Consider the following 26,908-nt stretch of genomic DNA (forward strand, 5'->3'; position numbering starts at 1 on the left):
ATTGTAGACTATATTGATTATTACAACAACAAACGAATTAAGGTAAAATTAAAAGGACTCAGTCCTGTGCAATACAGAACTAAATCCTTTGGATAAATTAAATGTCTAACTTTTTGGGGTCAGTACATCATCAGCGTTTTTTTCATTGATTTTCAACTTTTTCCTGTAAACCGATTTCTAAATTGAGTATTTTCGATTATAATAGCCTTTATAAGGTTTTTTGCCTTATAATTTCTACTACACTTTAGCCTGAGTGCCTCTTGAGAAAGGCATTCATCCTTCTTTTTATCTTTTAGGAAAATAGCATAGCTGGATTTCTTGTCTGCTCACCCTACCCGATTTAGGTAAAGGCTGACCAACCCCTCGGCTAGCCTCATCGGAGTGCGGAGAACACAATCGACCCATCGGTTGACCTCATCGGAACGCGGAGAACATAATCGACCCATCGGTCGCCTTCATCGGATTGCGAGGGACACAATCAACCCCTCGGCTGGCTTCATCGGAACGCGGAGAACATAATCGATGCCTCGGTTGCTATTTTCCAAAAATTGAACAAAGAAAATGACTGCTTTTTATCAAAGAGACGCCCCAGGCTAGGCCAAAATGAGGAGGAACTTACATGACAACATTGTCGCTTACAACGCTTGCCATCAGTAAGCTGCAAAACCACGAGGTGTCAGACTTAATCTCGCGCTTTTTAAAAGATTTTGACCAAAAGGGCTATAGTTTAGAGGATGACCTATCACTTGCCATCCTAGCCCAATTACGCAAAGATGCTCAAGCCTACCGAAAATCGCTTGAAGTACAACATCTAGACCAAAACACCAAGGAAATCTCACAAGCAGATGCCGACCGTGATGATGACCTAATCGCCTTTCGAGCAGGGCTCAGAGCCTATGCCAAAAGCCGCAACGCTGACAAACAAGCTGCCTACACGCAACTAGCTAGTCTGCTCAGCCATTATAAAAATATCGAAGACGCTAACCTCAACAAAGAGTCAGGGCAAATCACGGCGCTGCTGACGGACTTGAGCAAAGAGCCTTATAAAACAGCGCTCAAAACCTTGAGCTTGCAAGCCTTCGTCACCAATCTAGCCGAAAGTCAAGAACGCTTTGAAGAAGCCTATAGTAAGCGTCACGAAGCAAAGGGCAATCATAAACTCTCAGAAACAAAGGACAAACGACAGCTACTTCAAACCAGCTTCATCGACTTTTGTAACCAAATCGAAAATGCCAGCCGTTATCTGACAGATAAGACGACTTACCAACAGGTGCTAGCAAGCCTTAACCTTATTCGTAGTGAATATGCGGAAAGCCTTAAAAAGCGAAAAGGTAAAAAGGCTGTGGTGGGGAAAGAGGAGAGCAAGGAATAACCCAACTTTACAAACCTAGAAAGGTGAGGATGACATGATAACTAAAGAGGAAGCCCAACGCATCGTTGATAAATACCATGGTAGTTTCAGCCTCTTACAAAGAGAAGGAACGCTTGAAGAAAAAACCGCTGTCCTCAAATGGGTCGCCGACGAAGCCAACCGCAAACAACTTAAGCTAGCTGGGTTAGAATAGACTTCGGTTCTTAATTACTAGTCTAAAACTCCCTACTTACAAAAGTGGGGAGTTTTTACATGGATAAGGCGAATAAAGGGAGTCATAACCTGATATTTTCTACCTGATCCTAGAACCAAAAAAGCGAAGAAGACCTTAGCAATGGAACTTCATGGATTCTAAGAAATTGTCCACTGGATAATTTCTCTTCCATCCGCACTGCCCAGCAACATGGAAATTTCAAAATCGATACTATTTTGAAACTGTAATTAGTAAGGTAGCTAGGTAAGTCGCCATAGCGATTACCATAGTTTATCAGTGATTTTTAATCGCTGATAAACTTGCTACGTTAGAAAATATCAAAAACAAATTTGTAATAAATCTCCTAAAACGTTGCTATTGCACAAGTCAACGGTCTATGTTAAGATAACATTATGAAACACTTGATGACAAATTTATTTCGACCGATTACAGAATTTTTTACCTATCTCGTCGCTTTTACTGATGAGTTTATCATGATTAACTGGGAAAAGGTGAAAAGGCACCACTCCCGCTACTGGTGGGCACTGCTAGCTTATTTTATTTTCATGTTGCTGACGCTGGCACTCATTTACCTTGGTCTAGTCTTACTATACCAAAGTTTCTTGACTAAAAATACTGTGGTTTACGTCATCTTCTTTGTGGTTCTGCTCTTATCATTTTGGTTCACCTACCGCCTCATGATTTACACGCCAGCCATTCTTAGAAATACCGGCTATTACCTAAAGCAAGTCATCACCCAACCAAAACCTGCAAAAACAGTCCAGCCTAAAAAACAAGCGGTCGCTAAGAAAAAAACAAACCAGTCATCAAAACCCAAAAAATCATCGAAATAAGATAACATCCTTTGAGCCAAACACTCAAAGGATTTGTTTTTCTTTGACTTCTAACTGAAACTTTGCTAGAATTTAGGTAATCAAACAGGAGGACAAGGAGCCATGAACAAGTAAGACAAGTTTCTAGTATGGATAACCCTTATTAAGCTTGTTTTAGTGTGCCTTTTTCCTCAGATAAAAACAGCAAAGACTTAAGGTCTCTTGCACTTATTTTAGGTAGCCTCACTTTCTACTCTCTGCTTAATAAGGCAGGGAGTTTTTTCTTTGGAGGTTTTTATGTTACAAGTCAATCACTTAACCCTAACACATCTCAAGGACAACCGTCATTTGATTGAAGATTTATCTTTCGTCGTTAATTCTGGCGACCGCTTGGCTATCATCGGCGAGGAAGGGACGGGAAAATCAACTTTGCTGAAGTGGCTCTATCGACCTGAGATTCTAACAGACGACTTTTCCGCTTCTGGTCAGGTGACTTCTCACTTCAAGGAAGTAGGCTACTTGGCACAGGAACTGACAGTACATGACTTGGGGCTTAGCATTGCCGATTTTATTGACCAAGATATTAACTATGACCGTTTTGATTTTGGGCGTTTGTATCAAATGGCTGCGCAACTGCAATTTGATACTGACTATCTGGACAATCGGCAACTGTTAGTCAGTCAGCTGTCGGGTGGGGAACGATTGAAGTTACAGCTCATCAAGTTACTCGCTTACGACCCAGACTTGTTTCTTCTGGATGAGCCGACTAGTGACTTGGATGTGGCTAGCATGGCTTGGTTGGAGAGATTTATCCAGCAGTGCCCAGCGACTGTGATTCTGGTTTCTCACGATGAAACTTTCTTGAGGCATACTGCCACAGCTGTCTTGCATTTGGAAATGGTGAAAAAGCGTCAGGAGACTAGGCATACTTTTGAAGCAGTCAGCTATGAAGTGTATCAGCAAGAACGCTCTGCTCAATTTGAGCGACAGCTCCAAAAAGCGAAATCAGATAGGGAGGTCTTTGCCAAACGGCAGGCAAAGATGCACCGCATTCATCAAAGCGTGGAGCATACTGTGAGAAATACCCACGATGCGACAGCGGGGCGCTTGATTGCTAAGAAAATGCGAATTGTTCTGGCGCAGGAAAAGCGCTATACTAAGGAGGCGAAGGAACTGACCGAGATACCGGTAGATACCGAGGCTATTCAGGTCTTTTTCTCAGATATTCAGCCACTGCCCGCCTCAAAGACTATATTAAACTTACAAGATTGGCTGGCGCCACAGGGTCAGAGGGTTTCTTTAACCTTGAAAGGGCAGGACAAGATAGCCATTATTGGCGAAAATGGAATTGGTAAAAGCCGCCTTCTAGGGGAATTGCTGGCGCTGTTGAAGGATAAGGGAGTTCGTCTTGCCTACATGCCACAGTCTTATGACCTTGACCTGTCTGAAGAGCAGACGCCTGTGGCATTTTTAGTGGAGACTTGTCAGGTTGAAGAGGAAATCTGTCGTTCCTTGCTAGCTAGTCTCCTCTTCACGCGCCAAGAAATACAACATTCTTGCTTGGCCTTATCTGGTGGACAAAAAGCCAAACTGTATTTAGCCAAATTGATTTTGCAAAAACCACAGCTACTCATCCTCGATGAACCCAGCCGCCACTTCTCACCCCTATCACAGCCACAATTACGACAAATCTTGCAAGATTATCCCGGTGCCATTATCAGCATCTCACACGACAGACTATTTTTAAAAGAAGTCCCTCAAAAGATATACCAATTGACTAAAGATAGACTGGTTGAGTATTCATCAACGGAATCATAGAAAAAAGGATAGAGCTTAATCGCCCTATCCTTCTTCATTTTTCTTTTCCAATCGCTCGCGCTCCAAGCGGAACTTGCGGTTGGGATTCAATCGATTAAATAATTCTTCCAGTTTCTCAGCATTCCAAACATCTGCCGCAGAAACGAAATTACCATCTTTATCACGAAAAGATATCGGCTTATCACCCATAGTAATACCTCACTTATCAGATTGAACAGCTCCTTTAACGGTCTTTGTATCTTAGTCTACAAATTCAAATTCAAAGTTGCCGATACGAACGATGTCACCATCTTTAGCACCGCGTTCGCGAAGAGCCTCATCGACACCCATACCACGCAATTGACGGGCGAATTTCATGATGGATTCATCGCGCTCCATGTTGGTCATGACAAAGAGTTTTTCAAGTTTTTCACCCGAAAGCACCCAAGTTGCATCATCATCACGGCTGATGTCAAATGGACGCTCGTCCTCATTGAAACCGTAGTAAACTTCTTCCGCTTCCATATCAGACTCGTCATAGAGAAGGAATTCATCTGTTTGGTCAAGCAATTCTGCTGTCGCTTCTAGCAGATTTTCCAAGCCCTGATGCGCCAAGCTAGAGATTGGGAAGATTTGTGGCAACTCGTCAAATTCATCATAGTTGGCAGCCAATTTTTTTTTGAAAACTTTCAAGTTTTCTTGCGCTTCTGGCATATCCATCTTGTTAGCAACGATGATTTGCGGACGTTCCATGAGACGAAGGTTGTAAGTTTCAAGCTCGTTGTTGATTGAGACATAATCTTCGTAAGGGTCACGCCCTTCGCTGGCTGACATGTCGATGACATGAAGGATAACGCGGGTACGCTCGATATGGCGGAGGAATTGTGTTCCAAGACCCACACCTTGGCTAGCCCCTTCAATCAATCCAGGAAGGTCAGCCATGGCAAAGCTGTCGCCAGATTTAGTACGAACCATACCCAAGTTAGGAACGATTGTTGTGAAATGGTAGGCACCGATTTTTGGCTTAGCAGCTGAGACAACACTCAAGAGCGTTGATTTCCCGACTGAAGGGAATCCGACCAAACCAACGTCAGCCAAGATTTTCAATTCGAGTTCGAGTTCACGTTCTTCACCAGGTTCACCATTTTCAGCGATTTCTGGTGCAGGATTGCGAGGTGTCGCAAAGCGAATATTACCACGTCCACCGCGACCACCTTTAGCAATGACAAATTCTTGACCATTTTCAACCAAGTCAGTGATGATCTTGCCTGTTTCGGCATCACGAACGGTTGTTCCAGGCGGAATTGGCACAATTAAATTCTCAGCACCGCGGCCGTGCATGCCTTTTGTCATGCCTTTTTCACCAGCTTTTGCCTTAAAATTGCGATTGTAGCGGAAGTCCATAAGGGTGCGAAGCCCTTCGTCCACTTTAAAGACGACTGAGCCACCTTTACCACCATCGCCGCCCCAAGGACCGCCATTTGGCACATATTTTTCACGGCGGAAAGCCACCATACCATCACCACCGCGACCAGCTTTAACGCTAATCTTGGCAGTATCTAAAAACATACTCATAATTTTTCCTTATTCTTTATTATCTTCAAGCATAAAAAAACGCCTACTAGCGTTCTTTTACATGATTGCGCTGACAGCACTCATAATGAGACTTCCAACTGTGATCACTACCATAATTAAAACAACCAACAATGTGATTTTTTCAAATGTTGTTTTTTTACGTTGACCGTTATCTCCAAAAGCCACTCTTGTCACCTCGTCATTGATTCTAGTTAAAACTATCTTACCATGAAATACCTGTTTTCGCAAATGACAAGCTAGAGCTCGACGTCGAATATTTGGAGCGCAGCCAGTTCACTGTCTCTTAATCTGCGCCAGCTTCCTTTTGCCAAAGACTCATCTAAAACCAACGGCCCCACGCTCAGGCGTTTGAGGGTTGTGACTTCTTTGCCACGCGCCGCCACCATACGCTTGACCTGATGAAACTTGCCTTCCTTGATGGTGAGGCGAACCAAGCTGGTGTTCGCTTCTTGGTCTGTCTTCAGAATCTCCAAGTCAGCGGGCTGGCAGATGAAATCTTTGAGTTCAATCCCAGCCGCAAAGGCCTCGATGTCATCTGCCGTCATGATTCCAGCAACCTGCGCTTCATACAGCTTATCGACGTGCTTTTTAGGTGACAACATGGCGTGCGCTAGCTGACCGTTATTAGTCAGGAGTAGCAAACCGGTCGTATCAATATCCAGACGCCCCACAGGAAAAACTTCCTTATCAATAGCAGTCTGGTCTAGCAAATCTATGACGGTGCGGTGACTCTTATCCTCAGTCGCTGAAATCACACCCTCAGGCTTATTGAGCATGTAATAGACGAATTTTTCATAGCCTAGAACTTGACCAGCACAGGTAATCTCATCTTTATTCTCGTTAATTTGTGTCTTGGGAGATGTTTCAATCTGCCCATTAACCGTCACTCGTTTTTTCTTGAGCAGTGTCTTGACTTGGGTGCGCGAGCCCATGCCACAATCTACTAAAAATTTATCTAAACGCATCAGTCTATCTCATTCCAATCTATCCGTCGATTTTTAAAATAATAGTCTCTATCCTTGTCCGACACAGGTCTCAAGACCTTGCAAGGATTGCCGACCGCAACCACATTGTCAGGCAAATCCTTAGTCACAACACTGCCAGCACCGACAACAACATTATCACCAATAGTCACTCCAGGCAGAACAACTACATTTGCTCCCAGCCAGCAGTTTCGACCAATGGTCACAGGCATGTTGTACTGATAGGCTTTCTCTTTCAGCTCTGGTAAAATAGGGTGCCCTGCGGTAGCCAGCGTCACATTGGGACCCATCATGGTATGGTCTCCGATATAGATATGAGTATCGTCCACCAAGGTCAGATTGAAGTTAGCATAAACACCATCCCCAAAATGAACATGGTGCCCGCCCCAATTTGACCGTAAGGGTGGTTCAATATAGCAGTTATCACCAAAATCGCAAACATTTCTTTGAGTAATTGCTGGCGCTTAGCCATTTCTGACGGACGCGTTGCATTGAAACCATAGAGTTTTTCCAAGCAAGCGGTCTGCTCCGCAATAATGGTGTCATCGGTTGGGAGATAGAGGTCTCCAGTATGCATCTTTTCGCGGTCATTAGCCATCGCATTTTCCTACTTTTCCATAGTCTTGTATCCATTATATCATAGAAAAACTGGGCATGCTAAGTCGGAAAGTTGGCGCTTTTGGCTATCAGTACCGCTATTTTTGTTATAATAAAGGTGTCATCAAATGGAGGTAAAGGAAATGTCAAAACTACTAAGCCCAGTTCAGTTGGCTAAATTAGACTTGAAAAACCGAGTGGTCATGCCCCCATGTGTATGTACGGTGTTAAGGCGGAAGATGGGATGGTCACAGCCCTTTCATGAAGCCCATTATGGCGCACGTGCTATTGGTCAGGTTGGGCTTATCATCTTAGAAGCGACGGTCGTTGAATCCGATGGACGCTTGAGCAATCAAGACCTGGGTATCTGGTCTGACCAACAACTGCCTGGCTTGACTAAATTAGCTCGTCAGCTCCACGATTTGGGCAGTAAGGTTGGGCATTTAACTGGGGCATGGCGGTCGCAAGGCGCGTGATGCTAAGGACAGAATTGCTCCTAGCCCACGGCCTTATGACGATTCTTATGGTGTCCCTCGTGAAATGACATTGGCTGATATTAAGCGTTTCCAAGAGGCCTTCGTTGAGAGTGCTCGTCGTGCTCAGGAGGCTGGTTTTGACATGGTTGAACTGCACGGTGCCCACGGCTATCTCATCAATGAATTTTTAGAGCCTCTAACCAATCAGCGTCAGGATGCCTACGGCGGTTCTTTGGAAAATCGCTACCGCTTCCTATCTGAAATTGTCCAAGACGTCAAAAAAGTTTTCCACGGCTCTATCTGGGTGCGTTTGTCCATGACTGCCTACGATGAAACGGGTATCCAAAATAGCATCGAAGACTGGCAAACTATCGGTCGTTGGCTGGAAGCAGATGGCATTGATTGCCTTGATATTTCAACGGGTGGTGTCATCGACAAACGTCCAAACATTCCAATCTATGGCGGTTATCAAGCCCCCTTTACTGCTAAGATGAAGGAAGCAGTGACCATTCCTGTGACTGCTGTCGGTCTCATCACCTCACCCGAACTTGCTGAACACCTTCTTCAAACCAATCAGGCTGATTTAATTGAAGTCGGACGCGGTTTGATTCACAATGTCAACTGGCTTGCCGAGGCAGCGCAAGCGCTCCACGACCACGACTTTCAAACTTACAACAATTCTTACCAGCGTGGTCAGGTCAACTAAAACCCAGCTCTGCTATTTTCCAAAAATTATGTTATTATAAAAAGTAACACTATAGGAGGTTGCTATGTCAAAAGATACTATCAAAACTCAGGTCCGTAAGGCCTTAGATTTCCGCACGGCGGTCCGCGTTTACAACGAACAAACCATTCCGCGCGAGGATATGGACTACATTTTAGATACTGCTTGGCTCAGTCCATCGTCTGTTGGACTAGAAGGCTGGCGCTTTCTTGTTTTGGATCGCAAGGCCATCCAGCAAGTTCGAGATGAGCTTAAGGAAGTTGCTTGGGGCGCTCAAAATCAGTTGGATACGGCGAGTCATTTTGTGGTATTACTAGCTGAAAAGAATGCCCGCTATGATTCTGACAGCATGAAAAACAGCTTGGTTCGTCGTGGACTGGGTGATGAAGAGGCGCTAGTCAGCCGTCTTAAATTATACAAGTCTTTCCAAGAATCTGACATGAAACTTGATTCAGAGCGTGCGCTCCTGGACTGGACGGCTAAGCAAACTTACATCGCCATGGGCAATATGATGACCGCGGCAGCCATGATTCAAATCGACTCATGCCCAATCGAAGGTTTCAACTACGACGCTGTCAATGGTATCTTTGCTAAGCACGGTCTTATCGACAGTGACAAAGAAGCTGTTGCCAGCATGGTGTCCTTTGGCTATCGCCTCCGCGACCCAAAACACCCACGTAGCCGTAAACCACGTGAGCAAGTGATTACTTGGATTGACTAATTAAAAAAGGAGAAAAAATGCCATTTTTACATACTTGTATCCGCGTCAAAGATTTAGACGCATCTCTTAAATTCTACGAAAAAGCTCTTGGTTTCAAGGAAGTTCGTCGCAATGACTTTCCAGAATACAAATTTACCTTGGTCTATCTAGCCCTCGAAGACCATCCCGATGTTGAGCTTGAATTGACTTACAACTATGACCATGAAGCCTATGATTTAGGAAATGGTTACGGTCACATTGCCGTTGGGGTCGATGACTTAGAGGCAAGCCATGCTGCTCATAAAGAAGCTGGATACCCTATCACAGACCTCTCAGGACTACCAGGCAAACCAAAAATGTACTACTTCATCCAAGACCCAGACGGTTACAAGATTGAAGTCATTCGTTTGAAACAATTCTTAGACAAATAAGATAAAAGGACTTGAATCGCCTTGTTCAAGTCCTTTTTTATGTCTCTTTTTCCCTATTTCAGTTTAATATAAAAGACAACCTGTTCATCCTGATTATAGGCTTTGATTTTCCAGCCGTGCTGACGAATGATTTCCTGAGTCAGAGCAAGTCCGATGCCTGACAATCCACCTTTACCAGTATAAAAACGATCAAAGAGATGTTTTCCCTCATCAGATGTCAATAAGCGACCATCGTTTGCGATGATGATTTCTTTTGGATTGGCCTGCAGAGTAATCTTAGACTGAGCGTAGCGCAAGCTATTGTCCAAAATATTAGACAGAGCCCGCTCTAGTTGCTGAGGGTCCCCTACTACCATCGTATCCACAATGTCCTGCTCTATAGCTATGCCCTTCTCCTGAGCTGGGTAGTCAATATGATAAAGGCAATTATCCAGCAATTCCTGTAAGGAGAAGGAGGTCTTTTGCAACTTCAAGGCACCACTTTCCAAGCGTGATAAATGCAGAATTTCATTGACCAGCTTGGTCATTTTTTCTGTCTCTTTTAGAATAGCTTGGTTGGCACGGTCAGCTGGCATGAGCCCAGACGCAACACCGTCTGCATAGCCTTGAATCACCATAAGTGGCGTCTTCAAATCATGGGAGGCATTTTCAAAAAATTCCTTCTGCTTCTGACTATCCCTTTCCTGATAACGCCCCAAAATCAAACCAACCGCTCCAGCCACAAGCAAACTGATAAAAAGCACCACCCAAAGAACTAGAGAAATATAGGAAATCAAGCGATACTCAGGACTAACATCCGCAAAAATAATCAGTAGCTGACCATCAACTTTTTCAAGTTTTAAATAATAATGGCTTCCGCCGATACTAGCAAAAGTGAGCTTGTCACGATGGGCATGCGCCTTAGTCCACTTAACAATCCGATTAAGCTCTTTATCATGATTTTCCAAGTAATTTGACGAAATGTCCCAATCATGGTCAGTTGCCCAAGAGGACTTGCTAAAATCATCCTCTAGATAAATAATTTCCCCGTAGAGACGATTGTTATCATCGCTAGCTGCTTTTGCCCCTCTGACAACTTTTTCTGTCCCGCTAATGATTTCCTGCGCATTTGATGATACATAGGTCGTCATGGTTATGCGAAAGGTAAAAAGCATACAGAGGCTAAGTAAAGCTGCTGTCACACTAAAAATCAGAGTTGTTCGCCATTTAGATTTCATAGGCTGTGCTCCTCTAACTTGTAGCCGTATCCCCAGACGGTCGTCAATGCCACTCGGCTCTGCTGGGTAGATAATTTCTTACGAATCCGACGCACGGTCTCATCCGTAACTCGGGTTTCTAGCTCAGCCGATATGCCCCAAACCTTGTCCAACAAAGTCTCACGCGCCACCGCCTTGCCAGCTTCCAACATCAAATATTTTAGAACCTGAAGTTCAGTCTCCGTCAGCATCAGATTCTTGTCCCCCACGAAAATGGCGTGAGCATCGTCAGAATAACGAAGGTCACCAAAAATCGTTTGATTGGGTACCATTTGCGCGCTATCCATGTCAATTCGGCGAAAAAGCGACTTCATGCGACTAACCAAGATAGACGGCCGAAAAGGCTTCATCATGTAGTCATCACTCCCCGAATTGATGCCCAAAACGTAATCCATATCCGTGTCCTTTGCCGTCAAAAGAATAATAGGCACCTTGGACTGAGCACGAAGCAATTTGGTGATTTCAAGACCAGACCGACCAGGCATCATAATGTCTAGCAAAACCATGTCACAGGGGGTTGATTTGAAGCATTCCAAAAGAGCATCTCCTGTTTCGAATACTTGAACATCGTAGCCAGCATCCACTAAGAAAGTCTCCAAAATTTCACGAATGGAAGCATCGTCATCGGCAGCATATACACGTTTTTTCATCGTCATTCCTTTCACAACTGTAGCGTAAGATTACTGACCTTACTCTACCTTATCTGACCTCATTTTGCAAGTCTATCCTGCGTGGTAAGGGACACCTTGGACATCATTGTAAGTCCCAAAGACCTTTTCCTCAAGCGGACGAATGCTTTCTTGCGCCTTGTCAATCTTATCTTCCAGAGCCTTGGTTTCCTCATCACTAGGCTGAGCCCCCTTACCTTGGGACAGATTAGCCAATTCCGCTTTCATAGCATCAATTTTCTTGTAGGTCGTGATGAAGCTTTCTTTTTCCTCTTGGGAAATAGCAGAGCTAGCATTGATGCAACCTTCAACCATTTTTTGGTCGAAATCAGTCTGTTGGCTATAAAGTGGTGCTAACTGCTCTTCTAATGTTTTGATTTTCTGACTATCTGGGTTGCCAGCTTGTCTCAATTCCTCCACTTCTTTTTCCAGTTTCTGAATTTGCTCATTCAAGGCTAAATAAGCTTCCTTCTCAGTAGCTGTCAAAGCGGTGCTTTGAGTGATGCGGTTGGTCACATTCTTCTTCTCAGTGATGTCATTTTCAGCATCGATTTTAGCATTTAAATGCTCTACTGATTTGAAGATACTATCCAATTCTTTGTCGTATTGAGCAGCCTGCTTTTCATCTGTCAAATTGCCATCTTTATCATAAAGCGCAGCTATTTTATCATAGATAGGGGCAGCCTTTTGGTAGGCAGCTTTCAACTGTGTTTTTTCAGTAGCTGTCAGGGAGCTGGTCTGGTCAATCCATGCTAGGTCAGCTGATACATCTGTCTTTTGAGTAACCTGACTTGTAGTGCTCTCTGCAAGAACACAGTCTGTCTGACTGACACTTGTCGTCGCCAAAACAGTCACAGCTGCAAGTGAAGTCAAAAGGAGTGTCAAAGATTTTTTGCTTGTTTTCATAAGAATATACCTCGTTTTCATTTTTCAATAACTTATCTCATCTGAAGACACTCTTATTATAGCGCCAGCTATTATCAAAAATCCCCATAAACCTGCGTCAGACTTGTCACAAAAATGTCAAGGTTAGTCTTAGCTCTTAAAATATTGGAAGCATCAAAAAAACAGCTGACTCCTACCAGCTGCTAATGATTTATCTCGCATTGAAACTCTTGATTTGACGAGCAATGTCGCGATTTTGTTCGCGGCGTTTGATTGATTCGCGCTTGTCGTAATCGTGTTTCCCTTTCACAAGGCCGATTAAGACCTTGGCGAAGCCATCCTTGAGATAAACCTTGAGAGGAACCAGCGTCATACCAGTCCCTTTAAGTTCGTCAGATAACTTCTCAATCTCGCGTTTTTTTAAGAGGAGCTTACGAGTGCGGTCTGGGTCCTGATTCCAGATATTTCCTTGTTCAAATGGTGAAATATGGACATTGACCAGCCAAGCCTCACCATTTTTTATCTGCGCATAACCATCTTTGAGGGTGATTCTAGCTGCACGGACACTCTTGATTTCAGTACCAGTCAGCACAATCCCCGCCTCAATAGTGTCAACAATAGTATAATCATGACGCGCCTTCTTATTTTGCGCCACGACATTGCCTTCTCCTTTAGCCATACTTACCCTTTCTTAGTCTTGCCTTTCTGACCTTTCTTGGCTACGCCTTTATAGAAAGGTTTCTTTGCTTTTTTCTTTTTAGAAAAATCGGATTTATCATTTCTATCGTGATTTGAGCGGCTGTCGCCACCAGAGTGCTTAGCTGATTTTCCAGATCTGCGCTTATCAGATGACTTGCGGTCACAGCCACTACGACCAGCTTTCTTGTCACGACCACCACACTCACGACGATCAGACTTAGCAACCTTTTCAACTACATCATAGTCTGACGGGATATATTCAAAGTCAATATCACCAGTTTCCTTATCAGCTCGCGTTAATTTAATCTTGATTTGTTGACCAACGCGGAAGACCTTACCAGATTTTTCACCTTGAAGGGTAAGCGTACGTTCGTTGTAATTGTAGAATTCAGGCAGTGTTGTCACATGAATGAGACCTTCAATGGTATTTGGCAACTCAACGAAGAGTCCAAATTTGACCACGCTGGCAACCACACCGTCAAATTCTTCACCCACATGTTCTTCCATGTATTCAGCTTTCTTCATGGCTTCAACCACGCGCTCGGCATCAATGGCACGGCGTTCAAGCGTTGACGTCTGACCAGCAATTTCAGGAATAATACTTGCAAAATGCTCTGCATTTTCAGCGCGATTCTTGCCATACTCCCGAATCATGCGGTGAACCAGCAAGTCAGGGTAACGACGAATTGGACTGGTAAAGTGTGTGTAGTACTCAGCCGCAAGTCCGTAGTGACCATGGTTGTGTTCAGAGTAACGAGCCTGTTGCATAGAACGAAGAAGCATCATTGACAGAACTTCGCTACCCGATTGTCCTTCGACCTTCTTCATGAAGTCTTGCAAAGCAGACTGACTGATTTTATTGGCAGTTCCTTGTACTTGCACACCAAAGATTGACGCATAGTCGATGAACTTCTGCAATTTTTCAGCCTTGGGCTCTTCGTGAATACGGTAGATGAATGGCAATTTGAGACGCGCAAAATGTTCAGCAACCGTTTCATTAGCTGCAAGCATAAATGACTCAATCATACGCTCCGCAATACCACGCTCACGAACAACGATATCGACAGGCATCCCTTTGTCATTGACCAAAATCTTAGCTTCCATTGTGTCAAAGTTAAGGGCACCGCGACGCACACGCATGTCTTCCAAAATCTTATGAAGAGCTACCATATTGTGAACAGACGGCACAATGGCTTGGTACTGCTCAATCGTTTCCTGGTCACCCGCGATAATGTCGTTGACCGCTGAATAAGTCATGCGGAAAGTTGTCTTAATAACCGATTGTCCGATTTGGTGGTTAACAACATGACCATTACGGTCAATTTCCATGATACATGACTGGGTTAGACGGTCCACGTTTGGATTTAGCGAACAGATACCATTTGACAAACGTTCTGGCAACATTGGGACCACACGGTCTGTCACATAGACGGATGTTCCGCGACTGAGGGCTTCTCGGTTAAGGGCAGAGCCTTCTGTCACATAATGGGACACATCAGCAATATGAACACCAAGTTCAAAGTTACCATTGTCCAGTAATTTGATATGCACGGCATCATCCAAGTCTTTGGCATCCGCGCCGTCAATGGTAAAGGTGATTTCATTTCGGAGGTCCATGCGACCAATCAGGTCTTTTTCAGACGGCGCATCTGGCACAGCATTTGCTTCTGCCAAAACATCTTCTGGAAATTCTGAAACAATGTCCATGCTTTCAAGGACTTCAAGAACATCAATCCCCACATCACCTTGGTGCCCAACAATATCGCGAACCGCACCCACGAAATAATCATGACCCTTGGTTGGGTATTTTTCAATAGCAACCTTGATGATTTCAGTACCATCTAGGACAACAGGCTCTTTACGAATGTAAATCTTTTGTTGGATTTTTTGATTCTTTGACTTGATGTAGCCGGCATATTTTGGACGTTCATCGTCTAGGATGAACTTGCCAACAACTGTTTTTAAGCTACGTTCAACGACCTTAACAACACGTGCTTCGGCTGCTGTACCTTTGAGGCGGTCAGCTGGTTTCTTGATGACAACTTCAACGGTGTCGCCATCAACAGCATGACCTACATCATTGCGACCGATAAACATATCTTCTTCGGCTTCATCAACGCTGAGGAAACCAAAGCCTGCCTTGTTAGCGCGGAAAATACCTGTAACGGTAATTTGGTCTTTCTTTTCTTCTTTTTTACGAAGGGATAAGTTCCCCGCATTGTCAAAACGCAGTTGACGATGACTTTCTAGCTGTGACACAGCTTTAATCAGCTTTGGAAAGGCCTTCGCGCCAGCCATGTTAAGACCGGCAGCCAATTCATTAATATTAACCTTTCCATGCTCTTCTAAATAAGTTAAAATGTCTTCTTTCATGATATCCTTTTTCTCTCTTGGGGCTCACCACCCCGAATAATCTTGTCCTCACAATAAAAAAGGAGGTTGGGATTCTCCCACCCTCACTTATCTAGTCCTGCTCTTTTGATAGTCTTTTAGCGACTTGATAAAATTGCTAAGCCAAGGGCAATTAACAACCAGAAGAAGACTAAAACAGCAGTGAATCGTTGCATGAATGCTTCGAAACCACGCGCTTTTGAACGTTCAAAAAGTGCTTCTGAACCGCTATTATCAAAAACATTACTACTTGGATTTTTTTGCGGTTGCATGAAAATGGCAATCACAAGTAATACTGATAATACAAGTAGGATTGTGAGTAATAGGTTGTACATGTTAATTCCTCCAGTTTGGTCAATGTTCATTCTAACATAATTACCACTAGGATTCAACATGTAGGGTTACTTTTCTCTCCTTGGGGCAATACTTAAGCACCGAAATTTTTTCAGGATGATTGGCTTTATTCTTACTGGTAAGATAATTCTTACTGCCACACTCACTGCATTTTAAATTGATTTTTACTCTCACACGATTTCCTTAACTTTGATATATTTTCTAAAATTGATAAAGCACCAGCAGAAATTGAAGAGGACAATGGCACTAGTCACGTAAAATACTGAGCGGTAGCCCATTTGCGTAGCGACAGCGGAGCCCACAAAAGGACCTACGACTTGCCCCATGTAGCTAAACATCTGATTATAGCTGAAAATCCTTGAGATGCCTTCGCGTGGCGTGATTTTTGATAGGAGCGAATTGATGCTAGGCATCAAGGCACCTGTCCCAAAGCCATAGAGGAAGCGTAGAATCCCCAGCTGAAGGGGAGTCTTGGCTAGCGCACACAGAAAATACATGGTAAAACTGTAAAAGAGCGCCAGCAATAAGAGACGGTGATTGCCGATGCGGTCACCAATCTTCCCCAAGGTTGAGCTACTCAACATGCTTGAAAAACCCATGGCTGAAACAATGATACCAGCAACAAACATGAGGTTCTCCGTCTGTCCCAAATGTCGAATATAGAGCGATAGAATGGGAGAAACTGACTGGGCAGAAATTTGGATAATCATGCTGGTCACAAAGAGCCCAATCATGATTTGAATGCCTTGAACCTTGCTGAAAACTTCCTTGGTGGACATAGCTTCTGACCGATGAACAGGTTCAAAATCTTCTTTAATAAAGAAAATGGTCATCAAGGTCGAAATCAACAAAATCGTTCCAACCAAGAGGAATACATTTCGCATGCCTAGCCATTGAGCCAAAGCTCCTCCGATAAGAGGACCCAGTAAGGTTCCACCTGTAACACCTGTTGCTAAAGTTCCTAAAGCATATCCCGATTGTTTCTGTGGAGCTTGACTGGCAATCAAGGCTGTAGAATTGGGCACATAACCCGCGAAAATACCATTCAAAACCCGTAAGATTAAAAGCCAAGCGACATTTGGAATGAAGGCCAAGCCTCCCATAGTAAAAGTCATGACCAAGCTAGCTCGAACCATCATGGGCTTACGACCATAACGGTCAGCCAATTTTCCCCAGATGGGGGCGACCAAAGCTGAGGCTAGAGCTGACAAGGACACCGCAAGTCCCGCATAGAACTCAACACGATTCTTGGGCGCCCCTAACTCCTCAACATAAAGCGCCATAAAGGGCATCACCAAGGAAAAACTAGCCCCCGTAAAGAAATTCCCCAACCAAGCTACTTTTAAATTCTGCCGCCAATTAACCGATTCAACCGCCGCGATAAATCATCATCTTCTTTCTCTGAAATGTCTTTGATTATTATAACATAAATAGATAGGAAGCTAAGGGGATTTAGTTAGATTGTGGAAGAATTATAAGGAAAGGCTAGGACTATAAAGACGATAGAAAATTTATTTTTGAAATATTAATAAAATCACTCCAAAAATTTTCATATCACCTGCATCAGCCTAACTACTGCTACCAACTGAGTATTGCTAAGCTGTTTCACTTCTTTATTTATAAACTTCAAACGCATGCTAAAATGTTTTACCTCGGTATTCGCTGTTTTTTGGTTGATGTCGACTTGTTTCACCCCGTTGTGTAGGAATTTTTAGTGATGTTTTTCAACATGACAAAAAATTCATGTGATTCTGAGCAATGTTACACAACATCATCAAAAATTCACGTATTTCAGGACGATGTTGAAAAACATCACTAAAATTTCATGTACGTCAGAGTGAAGTTGGCTAACATCACCAAAAAGAAAACGGACAAGCCACACTCATCCGTTTTATCTTCTTCTAGTTAATTCAAATTTATCAAGACCTCATGTACCTGAAGCATGGTCTGACCCAGACTGCCGTTGTTATCAATAATCACATCTGCCATAGCCTTTTTTTCAGATAGGGGCATCTGGCTGGCTAAGCGCTTGTCGGCTTCTTCTGCTGAGTAGCCGTTGCGTTTCATGAGACGTTCTTTTTGTACTTCTGGGTCAACGGTCACCAACCAAATTTGGTCGAACCAGTCCACATAATCTGCTTCAATCAAGAGCGGAATATCCATGAAAAAGACTGGTAGCTGCTCTGCCATTTTATCCCTACGCTCAGCCAACTCTTGACGAATAATCTGGTCTTGAAGCTGAGAGGATTTTTTGAGATTTTCGGGACTTGAAAAAATCAGCTGCGACAAAAGGGAACGGTCAAGATTACTATCCGCATCCAAAATCTCAGTGCCCAGCCAGCCAACTAGAGCCTCATAGAGCTTGCCACCCTTGGCTTGAAGCTCATGCACCACTTGGTCGGCGTCAATCACCTGATAACCCAGGCGACGCAACTCAGCCACCACCGTTGATTTACCCGAAGCGATACCGCCCGTAAGTCCAATAATCTTAACCATTTACCTGACAATGAGGGCAGACGTGCGTCCCTCGACCTCCCAACTTAAATTTTTCAATCGGCGTTCCACAGCGTGCGCAAGGCTCGCCAGTCCTGCCATAAACCTGCAAAAAGTTCTGCATGGTTCCGTCCTCACCCAAAGCATTGCGATAAGTCCGAATGGTCGAGCCACCCTTCTCAATGCCCATCTGCAAGATACGAATAATCTCCTCGCGCAGACGTTTGGCTTCTTTCTCGCTTAGGGACATAGCAGAGCGACTTGGATGAATGCGACTAGCCCAGAGAGCTTCGTCCACATAGATATTTCCCAAACCCACAACTAAGCTCTGTTCTAGCAAAAGTGTCTTGATAGGCTTCTTAGACTGGCTCAATTTATCCTCAAATGGCGCTAGCGCAAAGTCAGCCTTCGTTGGCTCAGGACCAAGCTTCTTCTTGGCAAAATAATCCTCCAGCTGCGCTGAATAAACCAATTCAAAAGTCCCAAACTTGCGCACATCCTGATAAACAAGCGTCGAGCCATCATCAAGATGAAAGAAAACATGAAAATGCTTGTTGTCAGGCACCTGGTCTTTAAAAAGCAGGTATCTCCCTTCCATTCGCAGGTGTGAAATAATGGTTCGTTTCCCAAGATTGAGCAAAAGATACTTCCCACGACGACCAATAGACTCAAAAGTCGCTCCGACCACCGCCAGTTCAAACTCTTCCAGCGGATAATGAATCATCTTAGGCACGCGCGTCTCAAAGCCAACAATTTTTCGCCCGACAATCAAACACTCCAAACCACGGCGCACCGTTTCAACTTCAGGTAATTCTGGCATAAATTTCCTTTCTTCATTGTCACAAAAAGCTGAGCATGGCCCAGCTTCAAAGATTAATATTCCTTCTCGTTATAACCAAAGTCAGCTAGGTCCAGCTTTTTATCGCGCCAATTTTTCTTGACCTTAACCCAAGTTTCCAGGTAAACCTTGTCCCCTAGCATGATTTCGATGTCACGGCGAGCCATTTTACCGATTTTCTTGAGCATGGCACCTTGTTTACCGATGATGATACCTTTTTGGCTGTCGCGTTCTACCATGATCGTTGCACGGATATGCACCTTGTCCGTCTCTGGATCACGCTTCATAGAATCAACGATAACCGCAACGGAGTGAGGCACTTCCTGCTCAGTCAACTTAAGGATTTTTTCACGAATCATTTCTGACACCAAGAAACGTTCTGGGTGGTCAGTGATTTGGTCTTCTGGGAAATATTGGAAACCTTCTTCCAAGTTGTCTTTCAAGATGTTGATAAGGGTCTCAACGTTATTTCCTTGAAGGGCAGAAATAGGCACCACTTCTTTGAAATCCATTTGACTACGGAAATCATCGATTTGTTCCAAGAGTTGGTCTGGGTGGACTTTATCGATTTTATTGATAACCAAGATAACTGGAATTTTCGCTGCTTTAAGGCGTTCGATAATCATATCGTCACCTTTACCGCGTTTTTCATCAGCAGGCACCATGAAAAGGACGGTTTCCACTTCGCGGAGGGTGCTGTAAGCTGATTCCACCATGAAATCACCAAGAGCAGTCTTAGGTTTGTGAATACCAGGGGTGTCGATGAAGACGATTTGTTCAGTCTCAGTCGTATAAATCCCCATGATTTTGTTACGTGTTGTTTGTGCTTTGTCTGACATGATGGCAATTTTCTGCCCCATGACATGATTCAAAAATGTTGATTTTCCAACATTTGGACGACCAAGGATGGCTACGAAACCTGATTTAAAAGTCATTTGTTCTCCGTTTTATTTTCTAAATAGCTCTGCTATTACCCAAAAACTAAGGCCCAAATCTTTGGAATAAAGATAATCAGACCTGTCAATAGGGCAAAGCTGGACACGACCAAAACAGCGCCAGCTGCCATGTCTTTAGCGTTTTTCGCCAACATGGAAAAGTGATAATCACTGGCCAAATCCACCACATTTTCAATGGCAGAATTAACAATTTCGAAAGTGATTACTAAGATTATACTGAGGAGGAGGAAGAGCCACTCAACCACTGAGACTTGAAAAATCAATCCCGCAAAGAGGGCTAAAAGGGCTGAGACCGCGTGTTTGCGTAAGTTACGCTCCTCCTTAAAGGCGGTCACAATTCCCGTGATGGCAAATTCCATGCTGGAAACCAAGTCACGGTTCTTCCATTTCTTTTGATTATTGTCGTGTGAGGCCATAGGCGGTCAAAATCTCTTCCTGTAGAGTGAACATTTCTTTTTCTTCTTCTGGCGTGTAGTGGTCATAACCGTTAACGTGCAAGAAACCATGCACCGCTAAGAAGCCCATTTCACGTTCGAAAGAATGTCCGTATTCTTCTGCCTGCTCGCGCGCCTTATCAATGGAAATGAAAAGCTCACCGATATAGCTATCAAATTCGTCCATCATTTCAGCAAGTTCTGGATTGTCCGCCAAATCGTCCTCGTCAAAAGCGATGTCCATTTCAGGCTTGTACTCCAAGCTAATCACATCTGTCGGACGGTCAGTGTCACGGTATTCAAGGTTAAGTTCATGGCTGCGCTCATTGGTGACAAAGGTCACAGCCATTTCTTTGTTTTCTTTCCCCGTTTTTTGCGCTGCAAAGTCTAATAAATCTAGCGTCTGCTTTTTAATTTCTTCTGAAACTTGACCCGTTTCATCAATCATTTCTACGTACATAGTTTTCTTCTTTCGTTAACTTGATTTATCTTATTATACCATAAGAACACGCAAAAAGGGAGCGAAAGCTAGCGCTTACTCCCTTGACTCTAGTCTTTTGAATCATCTGATTTCGCAGGTTGATCAATCACCTCATAAGAGGTTAAACCCGACTTCTGCTCTGCTTTTTCCTTAGGAAAATCGCTGGCGCTGTCATAACGCAGTAGCTGACTGAAGATTGACTTCGCTGTTTGACAGCTCGTCACTATTCTAGTCAGCCTTGCGGGGGAAGGACGACAGAATCAATCCCTTCGGGATACTGATTCTTGTCCTTCTCCCTCATAAGCATTAATAATCTCTGCAACGACAGGGTGACGAATCACATCCTTAGCTGACAAATAAATGAAGTCAATCTGTTTAATGTTTTTCAATTTTTCAGTCGCATCAATGAGACCTGACTTAACGTTACGTGGCAAGTCAATTTGACTAATATCACCATTGACAATCATCTTAGAATTGAAACCAAGACGCGTCAAGAACATTTTCATCTGCATGATAGTCGTATTTTGCGCTTCATCTAAAATGACAAAGGCATCATCAAGCGTACGCCCACGCATATAAGCCAAAGGGGCAATCTCAATAATCTCACGCTCCATGAGACGAGTGGTCTGCTCCTTACCAAGAATCTGATAAAGGGCATCGTAAACAGGGCGAAGGTAAGGGTCAACCTTTTCTTTCAAGTCACCTGGCAAGAAACCAAGGCTCTCTCCAGCTTCAACAGCTGGGCGCGTTAAAATAATGCGCTTAACCTGACCGCGTTTAAGAGCAGTTACTGCCAAAGTCACCGCAAGGAAAGTTTTACCGGTACCTGCTGGACCAATACCAAAGACCACGTCGTGATTTTTAACGCTGTCCACATAGACTTTTTGTCCCAAAGTTTTGACACGAATAGGCTTACCGTAACTGTCCTTGATAATTTCTTCCTCATAAAGGGCAACAAACTTGTCAATGGTGCCATTTTTAACCATGGAAAGCGCCGTTACTACATCAGAAGTATTAACAATCATGCCACGCCCAACAAGAACTAAAAGGGCTTGAATGGTGATACGAGCCAGTTCGACATCTTCTTCGGTATCCCCTAAAATCTGCACGCGCTCTGTCCGAGCATGAATAATAACACCCAAATTTTCTTCAATCAATTTAAGATGACGCTCATTTGACCCAAACAAGCTCATCATATCATCAGGATGTTGTAAAGCAATTTCTCTTGAAAATTCTTGCAAATTCATTCTCTTTTCTGTCTTAATCTAGTTTATTATAACAAAAAATCCCCTAAGATGGGGAATGTATCCTTTTTTATACCCTTTCGTCCCCCTACAAATAAGTCTTGAACGTTTGCAGAAGGTTCTCGTAGGCCTACAATTGTCTTTTACAAGCCTGCAAAATAGTCTCGTAGCCCTACAAATGCTTTTTGCACGTGTGAAAATTGGATTTGTAGCCCTACAAATAGTTTTTGCAAGTCTGCAAAGTAGTCCCGTAGCCCTACGATGGGTGTTTGCAGGTCTGCAAAAGGTTATTGTAGGCCTACGATGGTATTTTTCATGCCTGTAAAACCTTATCGTAGGGCTAAGATAGGACTGTCAACTAAAAGGATTCTTCCTAACCAACCTCCAATTACTGCACCAAAAACAAAACCGAACACCAATCATCTGTAGCATTATTTTTATTTCTATCTGCTGAATCTGCTTTGAATTTTTAGTCGTTTCATACAATCAACTATTGGATAACTAGTGTGATAAGGATTATGACAAGTAGTCTAATCGCTAACCTTATCTTCTTCCTCTTTGTTTTTCTTAATGTGCCAGATAATCTTCCCAAATCTTATCAAATTCACTCAAATTAAATGAAAAGCTAGCCTCGTCTTCTAAATATCGGCTAACGGTTTCAAAATTTGAACTGTGCTTTGGAAAAGTTGTCTCCTCAAAAACGTGGTCTGCTAAGATAGCGGCTGGTTCATTTGACTTGGGATTGCGCTGGGTCATGAGCCAGGTATAAAATGATTTTCTCACTGCCAATTCTCCTCTAAAAATTGATGACGTTTTGCACTGCTGATAGCATAACGTTGTGGATTGGTTCTGTAGAAGGCTTGATGATAGTCCTCTGCTGGGTAGAAAGGCGCGGACGGTTCTATGCTGGTCACGATAGGTCTGTCGAAGCGCCCAGAAGCTTGTAAATTATCTTTTGACTGCTCTGCTATTTGGCGTTGCGCCTCTGTCTCGTAAAAAATCACTGGACGGTAGTTGTCGCCACGGTCTTCAAATTGCCCAAAAGCATCAGTCGGGTCAGTCTGTGCCCAGTAAATCTCCACCAAATCAGCGTAGGAAATTTTTTCAGGGTCAAAGATAATCTCAACCGCCTCAGTGTGACCAGTGGTCTTGCTACAAACCTGCTCGTAGGTCGGATTGGGAACATGACCACCTGTATAGCCCGATAAAACAGACTCAATGCCGTCTTGTTCCTCAAAAGGTTGTACCATACACCAGAAACAACCACCTGCAAAAATCGCTCTTTCCATCATCTGACGTCCTCCTAACTTTCCTAATATTGTAACAGAAAAGGAGCCAGTTGAAAACTACTAGCTCCTATCATAAAATTACAACAATTCAGTTCCAAACTGGTCTTGCTTGATTTTCTTAGCTTTCATCAAGCCACCAAGCGCTTTTTTAAATTGACCTTTTGAGATACCGAAGGTCGCCTTGATGTCAGCTGGTGATGATTTATCGTTCAAAGTCATAAAGCCACCGTTGTTTTCAAGATAAGTCAAAATCATTTGAGCGTCATTTTCTAACATTTCAAATGAGCGTGGTTTCAATGACAAATTTAGGGTACGGTCAACCTCACGGAATCCAATGACACGTGCATTGAGAACCTGTCCCAAACGTGGCTCATTATAGCGTTCGCTTGGGTGAATGAAGCCCAGCATATTATTTTCTGGTAGGTAGACGAAGGTTCCAGAAAGTTTCAAGCGGTAAACAATAGCTGACCAGTTTTGGTTTTGCATATTATTGTAAGCTGGACCTGCCATTTTTTGAAAAACTTCTGGCTCTGCTGGAATGGCCCAAATACGGTCTTTCTTATCCACATCAAGACGAACATAAAGTTTATCATCTTTTTTGGGCCACAATTCTTTCATTTCTGGAAGGACATCCAGTGATACGACGATTTGCTTATCAGGAAGACCAGTATCGACAAAGATGCCTAAATCCTTACGGACATCTGCTACCACACCCCAACCGTATGTTGAGCGTGTAGCTGTCACATTGATAGTCGTCAAACGAGCTTTTTGATGCATATCTGTGTAGGCGAAGCCTTTAATCATATCGCCAACTTGGTGTTGACCTTCTGATTTAGCAAGGGCAAAAGTCGTCCCATCTTTTTGAACAAAGTAAAAATCCTTGTTCTCATCGGTTACCATTCCTGTCAGGAAGGTTGCTAGTAATTCGTTCATTTATTCTCTTTTCTATTACATTAAAAAAATGGAGGGACCATCAACACAAATCCTTCTGGTTTTGATTGATTAGTCACCCCCATCTTTTTGTACTTCTTATTGGTTAGATTAAACTTCGAGCAATTCTTTTTCTTTATTTGCTGTCATTTGATCGATATGTTTTACAGCATCATCTGTTGCTTTTTGGATATCTTTTTCAAGAGATTTCAATTCATCCTCAGTGATTTCTTTATCTTTCTCTTGTTTTTTAGCTTCATCCATGGCATCACGACGGATGTTACGGATAGCGATTTTTGAGTTTTCGCCAACTTTTTTCACTTCTTTGGCTAAGTCTTTACGAGTTTCTTCCGTAAGAGCTGGGATAACCAAGCGGATTACAGAACCATCATTAGCTGGGTTGATACCAAGGTCAGATTCGTTGATGGCACGTTCGATATCCTTGATTGATGATTTGTCAAATGGTGAAATCAATAGAACACGTGCTTCTGGAACAGTGATAGAAGCCAATTGGTTAAGAGGTGTTGGTGCTCCGTAGTATTCAACTTGGATACGATCCAAAAGACTTGCGTTAGCACGACCTGCACGAATAGACGCAAATTCACGCGCCAAGCTTTGATGTGATTGTTCGAAACGTTCGATTGCTTTTGTTACAATTGCGTTTGCCATAATGTCAGAAATTCTCCTTATTCAGATACTTTGTTTGAAACGGTTGTACCGATTTGTTCACCGAAGACAACACGTTTGATATTTCCTGGTTCATTCATGTTGAAGACAACAAGGTCAATATCGTTATCCATTGATAATGTTGAAGCTGTTGCATCCATGATTTTGAGACCACGTTTGATAACTTCAACGTGTGTCAATTCATCAAATTTGACAGCGTTGGCATCTTTCTTAGGATCGGCATTGTAAACCCCATCAACGCCATTTTTCGCCATCAAGATAGCGTCAGCTTCTATTTCAGCTGCACGAAGGGCAGCTGTTGTATCTGTTGAAAAGTAAGGTGAACCAATTCCTGCACCAAAGACAACGATACGATTTTTTTCAAGGTGACGAAGGGCACGCCCACGGATGTAAGGTTCAGCCACATTTTGCATTGGGATAGCAGTTTGAACACGGGTATCCACACCATATTGTTGAAGGCTGTCAGCCATTACAAGAGCGTTCATAACTGTTCCAAGCATTCCAGTGTAGTCCGCCTGAACACGATCCATACCCGCAGCAGCTGCCGGCTCACCACGCCAGAGGTTACCGCCACCGATAACAAGAGCAATCTGAACACCTGAACTATGTACTTCAGCAATTTCTTTAGCTATAGCTTGAACGGTTGGCAAATCAATCCCCACACCTTTTTCACCAGCCAAGGCTTCACCTGATAACTTAATTAAAATACGACGATATTTAGGTTCCATCACTTTTACTCCTTATTTTATCCTATCTATTTTACCATATTTAGAACAATTTACCTAGTATAAATCCTCCTGAAATAGAAAAAACCACTTCCGAAGAAGCGGTTGTAACTACTAATTAAAATGAGTTTGGATCTACTTTGATACCAACACCTTGTGTAGTTGTGATTGAAAGGTTTGTGATGTATGTACCTTTCGCTGTAGCTGGTTTAGCTTTAACGATAACATCGTTGAATGCTTTGAAGTTTTCAATCAATTTATCAGCATCGAATGAAACTTTACCAATAAGAGCTTGAACGTTACCTGCTTTGTCAGCACGGTAAGTGATTTTGCCACCTTTAGACTCTTGAACTGCTTTAGTAACATCCATAGTTACTGTACCAGTTTTAGGGTTTGGCATCAAGTTACGTGGTCCAAGGACACGTCCAAGACGTCCAACAAGTGCCATCATATCTGGTGTTGCGATAACAACATCAAAGTCAAGCCATCCACCTTGGATTTTTTGTACCAAGTCATCTTCACCAACGAAGTCTGCGCCAGCTGCTTTAGCTTCTTCAGCTTTAGCACCACGAGCGAAAACAAGAACGCGAGAAGTTTTACCAGTACCTGCTGGCAATACCATAGCGCCACGGATTTGTTGGTCAGCTTTTTTAACGTCGATGTTAAGTTTGTATGAAACTTCTACAGTTGCGTCAAATTTCGCAAAGTTAGTTTCTTTTGCAAGAGCAACAGCTTCTTCTACGCTGTATGCTTTTGTGCTGTCGATTTTTTCAAGAGCAGCACGTAAGTTTTTACTTTTTTTAGCCATTTTAATTTTCTCCTTGTAATGTGGTCAATCGATTTGATTTAAAATCTCCCACGTCACTCATCGGAAAC

At 43.2% G+C, this 26,908-nt stretch carries 33 protein-coding genes and 2 pseudogenes; 9 read left to right on the top strand and 26 right to left on the bottom strand.

Features of this window, described 5'->3' with window-relative positions; all coding sequences use genetic code 11:
- The 5 genes from IYQ92_RS07780 to IYQ92_RS07800 all read left to right on the top strand — a co-directional run.
- The coding region (locus IYQ92_RS07780) for an IS3 family transposase (RefSeq protein ID WP_133162783.1) at positions 1 to 96 on the top strand (96 nt) is incomplete at its 5' end.
- Positions 97 to 619: 523 nt separating this feature from the next.
- Positions 620 to 1,372 (top strand): DUF6261 family protein, encoded by a 753-nt coding sequence (locus IYQ92_RS07785; protein WP_195676129.1) that lies wholly within the window; start codon positions 620 to 622, stop codon positions 1,370 to 1,372.
- 34 nt (positions 1,373 to 1,406) lie between these two features.
- Entirely contained in the window at positions 1,407 to 1,565 is a 159-nt protein-coding gene (locus IYQ92_RS07790; RefSeq protein ID WP_195676130.1) for a hypothetical protein, read from the top strand.
- Between the two features lie 425 nt (positions 1,566 to 1,990).
- Positions 1,991 to 2,419, top strand: a complete 429-nt coding sequence (locus tag IYQ92_RS07795) for a hypothetical protein (protein WP_195676131.1) — start codon at positions 1,991 to 1,993, stop codon at positions 2,417 to 2,419.
- Positions 2,420 to 2,695: 276 nt separating this feature from the next.
- Positions 2,696 to 4,216, top strand: coding sequence for an ATP-binding cassette domain-containing protein (locus IYQ92_RS07800; protein WP_195676132.1), 1,521 nt, complete (start codon positions 2,696 to 2,698; stop codon positions 4,214 to 4,216).
- 24 nt (positions 4,217 to 4,240) lie between these two features.
- Here the strand turns inward: IYQ92_RS07800 and IYQ92_RS07805 are convergent, their stop codons facing one another.
- The 5 genes and pseudogenes from IYQ92_RS07805 to IYQ92_RS07825 all read right to left on the bottom strand — a co-directional run bounded on the left by IYQ92_RS07805 (position 4,241) and on the right by IYQ92_RS07825 (position 7,372).
- Positions 4,241 to 4,405 carry a hypothetical protein gene (locus IYQ92_RS07805; RefSeq protein WP_195676133.1) on the bottom strand — a complete coding sequence of 55 codons (165 nt, stop codon included), beginning with the start codon at positions 4,403 to 4,405 and terminating at the stop codon, positions 4,241 to 4,243.
- A gap of 51 nt (positions 4,406 to 4,456) precedes the next feature.
- Entirely contained in the window at positions 4,457 to 5,770 is a 1,314-nt protein-coding gene (gene obgE, locus IYQ92_RS07810) for a GTPase ObgE (RefSeq protein ID WP_195676134.1), read from the bottom strand.
- 57 nt (positions 5,771 to 5,827) lie between these two features.
- Complete coding sequence (locus IYQ92_RS07815) at positions 5,828 to 5,956, bottom strand: DUF4044 domain-containing protein (RefSeq protein ID WP_195676135.1); 129 nt, start codon at positions 5,954 to 5,956, stop codon at positions 5,828 to 5,830.
- A 71-nt stretch (positions 5,957 to 6,027) separates the two neighbouring features.
- Positions 6,028 to 6,756 (bottom strand): pseudouridine synthase, encoded by a 729-nt coding sequence (locus tag IYQ92_RS07820; RefSeq protein WP_195676136.1) that lies wholly within the window; start codon positions 6,754 to 6,756, stop codon positions 6,028 to 6,030.
- Positions 6,756 to 7,372 (bottom strand): annotated as a pseudogene (locus IYQ92_RS07825) (sugar O-acetyltransferase). Before IYQ92_RS07825 ends, IYQ92_RS07820 begins: the two are co-directional and overlap by 1 nt.
- 142 nt (positions 7,373 to 7,514) lie before the next feature.
- On the opposite strand from IYQ92_RS07825, the gene IYQ92_RS10540 reads away from it, so the two are divergent.
- From IYQ92_RS10540 to IYQ92_RS07840, 4 genes are all read left to right on the top strand, one after another.
- Positions 7,515 to 7,847, top strand: coding sequence for a hypothetical protein (locus IYQ92_RS10540; protein ID WP_267490051.1), 333 nt, complete (start codon positions 7,515 to 7,517; stop codon positions 7,845 to 7,847).
- Between the two features lie 64 nt (positions 7,848 to 7,911).
- Complete coding sequence (locus IYQ92_RS07830) at positions 7,912 to 8,553, top strand: hypothetical protein (protein WP_267490052.1); 642 nt, start codon at positions 7,912 to 7,914, stop codon at positions 8,551 to 8,553.
- Between the two features lie 64 nt (positions 8,554 to 8,617).
- Positions 8,618 to 9,292 carry an NAD(P)H-dependent oxidoreductase gene (locus tag IYQ92_RS07835; RefSeq protein ID WP_195676137.1) on the top strand — a complete coding sequence of 225 codons (675 nt, stop codon included), beginning with the start codon at positions 8,618 to 8,620 and terminating at the stop codon, positions 9,290 to 9,292.
- 17 nt (positions 9,293 to 9,309) lie between these two features.
- Complete coding sequence (locus IYQ92_RS07840) at positions 9,310 to 9,702, top strand: VOC family protein (protein ID WP_195676138.1); 393 nt, start codon at positions 9,310 to 9,312, stop codon at positions 9,700 to 9,702.
- Between the two features lie 53 nt (positions 9,703 to 9,755).
- Here the strand turns inward: IYQ92_RS07840 and IYQ92_RS07845 are convergent, their stop codons facing one another.
- The 21 genes and pseudogenes from IYQ92_RS07845 to rplA all read right to left on the bottom strand — a co-directional run bounded on the left by IYQ92_RS07845 (position 9,756) and on the right by rplA (position 26,840).
- Entirely contained in the window at positions 9,756 to 10,919 is a 1,164-nt protein-coding gene (locus IYQ92_RS07845; RefSeq protein ID WP_195676139.1) for a sensor histidine kinase, read from the bottom strand.
- Positions 10,916 to 11,608 (bottom strand): response regulator transcription factor, encoded by a 693-nt coding sequence (locus IYQ92_RS07850; protein ID WP_195676140.1) that lies wholly within the window; start codon positions 11,606 to 11,608, stop codon positions 10,916 to 10,918. The genes IYQ92_RS07845 and IYQ92_RS07850 overlap by 4 nt, the downstream gene beginning before the upstream one ends.
- A gap of 72 nt (positions 11,609 to 11,680) precedes the next feature.
- Positions 11,681 to 12,532, bottom strand: coding sequence for a hypothetical protein (locus tag IYQ92_RS07855; RefSeq protein ID WP_195676141.1), 852 nt, complete (start codon positions 12,530 to 12,532; stop codon positions 11,681 to 11,683).
- A gap of 190 nt (positions 12,533 to 12,722) precedes the next feature.
- Positions 12,723 to 13,190, bottom strand: coding sequence for an SsrA-binding protein SmpB (gene smpB / locus IYQ92_RS07860; RefSeq protein ID WP_195676142.1), 468 nt, complete (start codon positions 13,188 to 13,190; stop codon positions 12,723 to 12,725).
- Between the two features lie 226 nt (positions 13,191 to 13,416).
- Positions 13,417 to 15,583: pseudogene (rnr, locus tag IYQ92_RS07865) on the bottom strand (ribonuclease R); the annotation flags it as partial.
- Positions 15,584 to 15,699: 116 nt separating this feature from the next.
- Positions 15,700 to 15,936, bottom strand: a complete 237-nt coding sequence (secG, locus tag IYQ92_RS07870) for a preprotein translocase subunit SecG (protein WP_195676144.1) — start codon at positions 15,934 to 15,936, stop codon at positions 15,700 to 15,702.
- Positions 15,937 to 15,982: 46 nt separating this feature from the next.
- A complete protein-coding gene (rpmG, locus tag IYQ92_RS07875; RefSeq protein WP_195676145.1) occupies positions 15,983 to 16,129 on the bottom strand; it encodes a 50S ribosomal protein L33 in 147 nt (48 codons plus the stop codon).
- Positions 16,126 to 17,337, bottom strand: coding sequence for a multidrug efflux MFS transporter (locus tag IYQ92_RS07880; protein ID WP_195676183.1), 1,212 nt, complete (start codon positions 17,335 to 17,337; stop codon positions 16,126 to 16,128). Before IYQ92_RS07880 ends, rpmG begins: the two co-directional genes overlap by 4 nt.
- 523 nt (positions 17,338 to 17,860) lie before the next feature.
- The gene (gene coaE / locus IYQ92_RS07885; RefSeq protein ID WP_195676146.1) at positions 17,861 to 18,451 is read right to left on the bottom strand and encodes a dephospho-CoA kinase; all 591 of its coding nucleotides are present in this window, start codon (positions 18,449 to 18,451) and stop codon (positions 17,861 to 17,863) included.
- Positions 18,444 to 19,268: a DNA-formamidopyrimidine glycosylase gene (mutM, locus tag IYQ92_RS07890; protein WP_195676147.1), complete on the bottom strand. Its 825-nt coding sequence runs from the start codon at positions 19,266 to 19,268 to the stop codon at positions 18,444 to 18,446. Before mutM ends, coaE begins: the two co-directional genes overlap by 8 nt.
- 53 nt (positions 19,269 to 19,321) lie before the next feature.
- Positions 19,322 to 20,221, bottom strand: a complete 900-nt coding sequence (gene era, locus IYQ92_RS07895; RefSeq protein ID WP_195676148.1) for a GTPase Era — start codon at positions 20,219 to 20,221, stop codon at positions 19,322 to 19,324.
- 35 nt (positions 20,222 to 20,256) lie between these two features.
- Positions 20,257 to 20,658 (bottom strand): diacylglycerol kinase, encoded by a 402-nt coding sequence (dagK, locus tag IYQ92_RS07900; protein ID WP_195676149.1) that lies wholly within the window; start codon positions 20,656 to 20,658, stop codon positions 20,257 to 20,259.
- Positions 20,639 to 21,136, bottom strand: coding sequence for an rRNA maturation RNase YbeY (gene ybeY, locus IYQ92_RS07905; protein WP_195676150.1), 498 nt, complete (start codon positions 21,134 to 21,136; stop codon positions 20,639 to 20,641). Before ybeY ends, dagK begins: the two co-directional genes overlap by 20 nt.
- A gap of 89 nt (positions 21,137 to 21,225) precedes the next feature.
- Positions 21,226 to 21,381 (bottom strand): hypothetical protein, encoded by a 156-nt coding sequence (locus IYQ92_RS07910; RefSeq protein WP_195676151.1) that lies wholly within the window; start codon positions 21,379 to 21,381, stop codon positions 21,226 to 21,228.
- 36 nt (positions 21,382 to 21,417) lie between these two features.
- Positions 21,418 to 22,398: a PhoH family protein gene (locus tag IYQ92_RS07915; RefSeq protein WP_195676184.1), complete on the bottom strand. Its 981-nt coding sequence runs from the start codon at positions 22,396 to 22,398 to the stop codon at positions 21,418 to 21,420.
- Positions 22,399 to 22,968: 570 nt separating this feature from the next.
- The gene (locus IYQ92_RS07920) at positions 22,969 to 23,184 is read right to left on the bottom strand and encodes a YozE family protein (protein WP_195676152.1); all 216 of its coding nucleotides are present in this window, start codon (positions 23,182 to 23,184) and stop codon (positions 22,969 to 22,971) included.
- A complete protein-coding gene (msrA, locus tag IYQ92_RS07925) occupies positions 23,181 to 23,690 on the bottom strand; it encodes a peptide-methionine (S)-S-oxide reductase MsrA (RefSeq protein ID WP_195676185.1) in 510 nt (169 codons plus the stop codon). The genes IYQ92_RS07920 and msrA overlap by 4 nt, the downstream gene beginning before the upstream one ends.
- 78 nt (positions 23,691 to 23,768) lie before the next feature.
- Positions 23,769 to 24,623 carry an RNA-binding virulence regulatory protein CvfB gene (cvfB, locus tag IYQ92_RS07930; protein WP_195676153.1) on the bottom strand — a complete coding sequence of 285 codons (855 nt, stop codon included), beginning with the start codon at positions 24,621 to 24,623 and terminating at the stop codon, positions 23,769 to 23,771.
- 108 nt (positions 24,624 to 24,731) lie between these two features.
- Complete coding sequence (gene frr / locus IYQ92_RS07935) at positions 24,732 to 25,289, bottom strand: ribosome recycling factor (protein ID WP_195676154.1); 558 nt, start codon at positions 25,287 to 25,289, stop codon at positions 24,732 to 24,734.
- 17 nt (positions 25,290 to 25,306) lie between these two features.
- On the bottom strand, positions 25,307 to 26,035 hold the full coding sequence (gene pyrH, locus IYQ92_RS07940) for a UMP kinase (protein WP_195676155.1): 729 nt from the start codon (positions 26,033 to 26,035) through the stop codon (positions 25,307 to 25,309).
- A gap of 115 nt (positions 26,036 to 26,150) precedes the next feature.
- Positions 26,151 to 26,840 (bottom strand): 50S ribosomal protein L1, encoded by a 690-nt coding sequence (gene rplA, locus IYQ92_RS07945; protein ID WP_195676156.1) that lies wholly within the window; start codon positions 26,838 to 26,840, stop codon positions 26,151 to 26,153.
- Positions 26,841 to 26,908: the final 68 nt, after the last annotated feature.

Origin of the sequence: Streptococcus sp. HF-1907 (genome assembly GCF_015594605.1) — a bacterium.
Taxonomy (GTDB): Bacteria; Bacillota; Bacilli; order Lactobacillales; family Streptococcaceae; genus Streptococcus.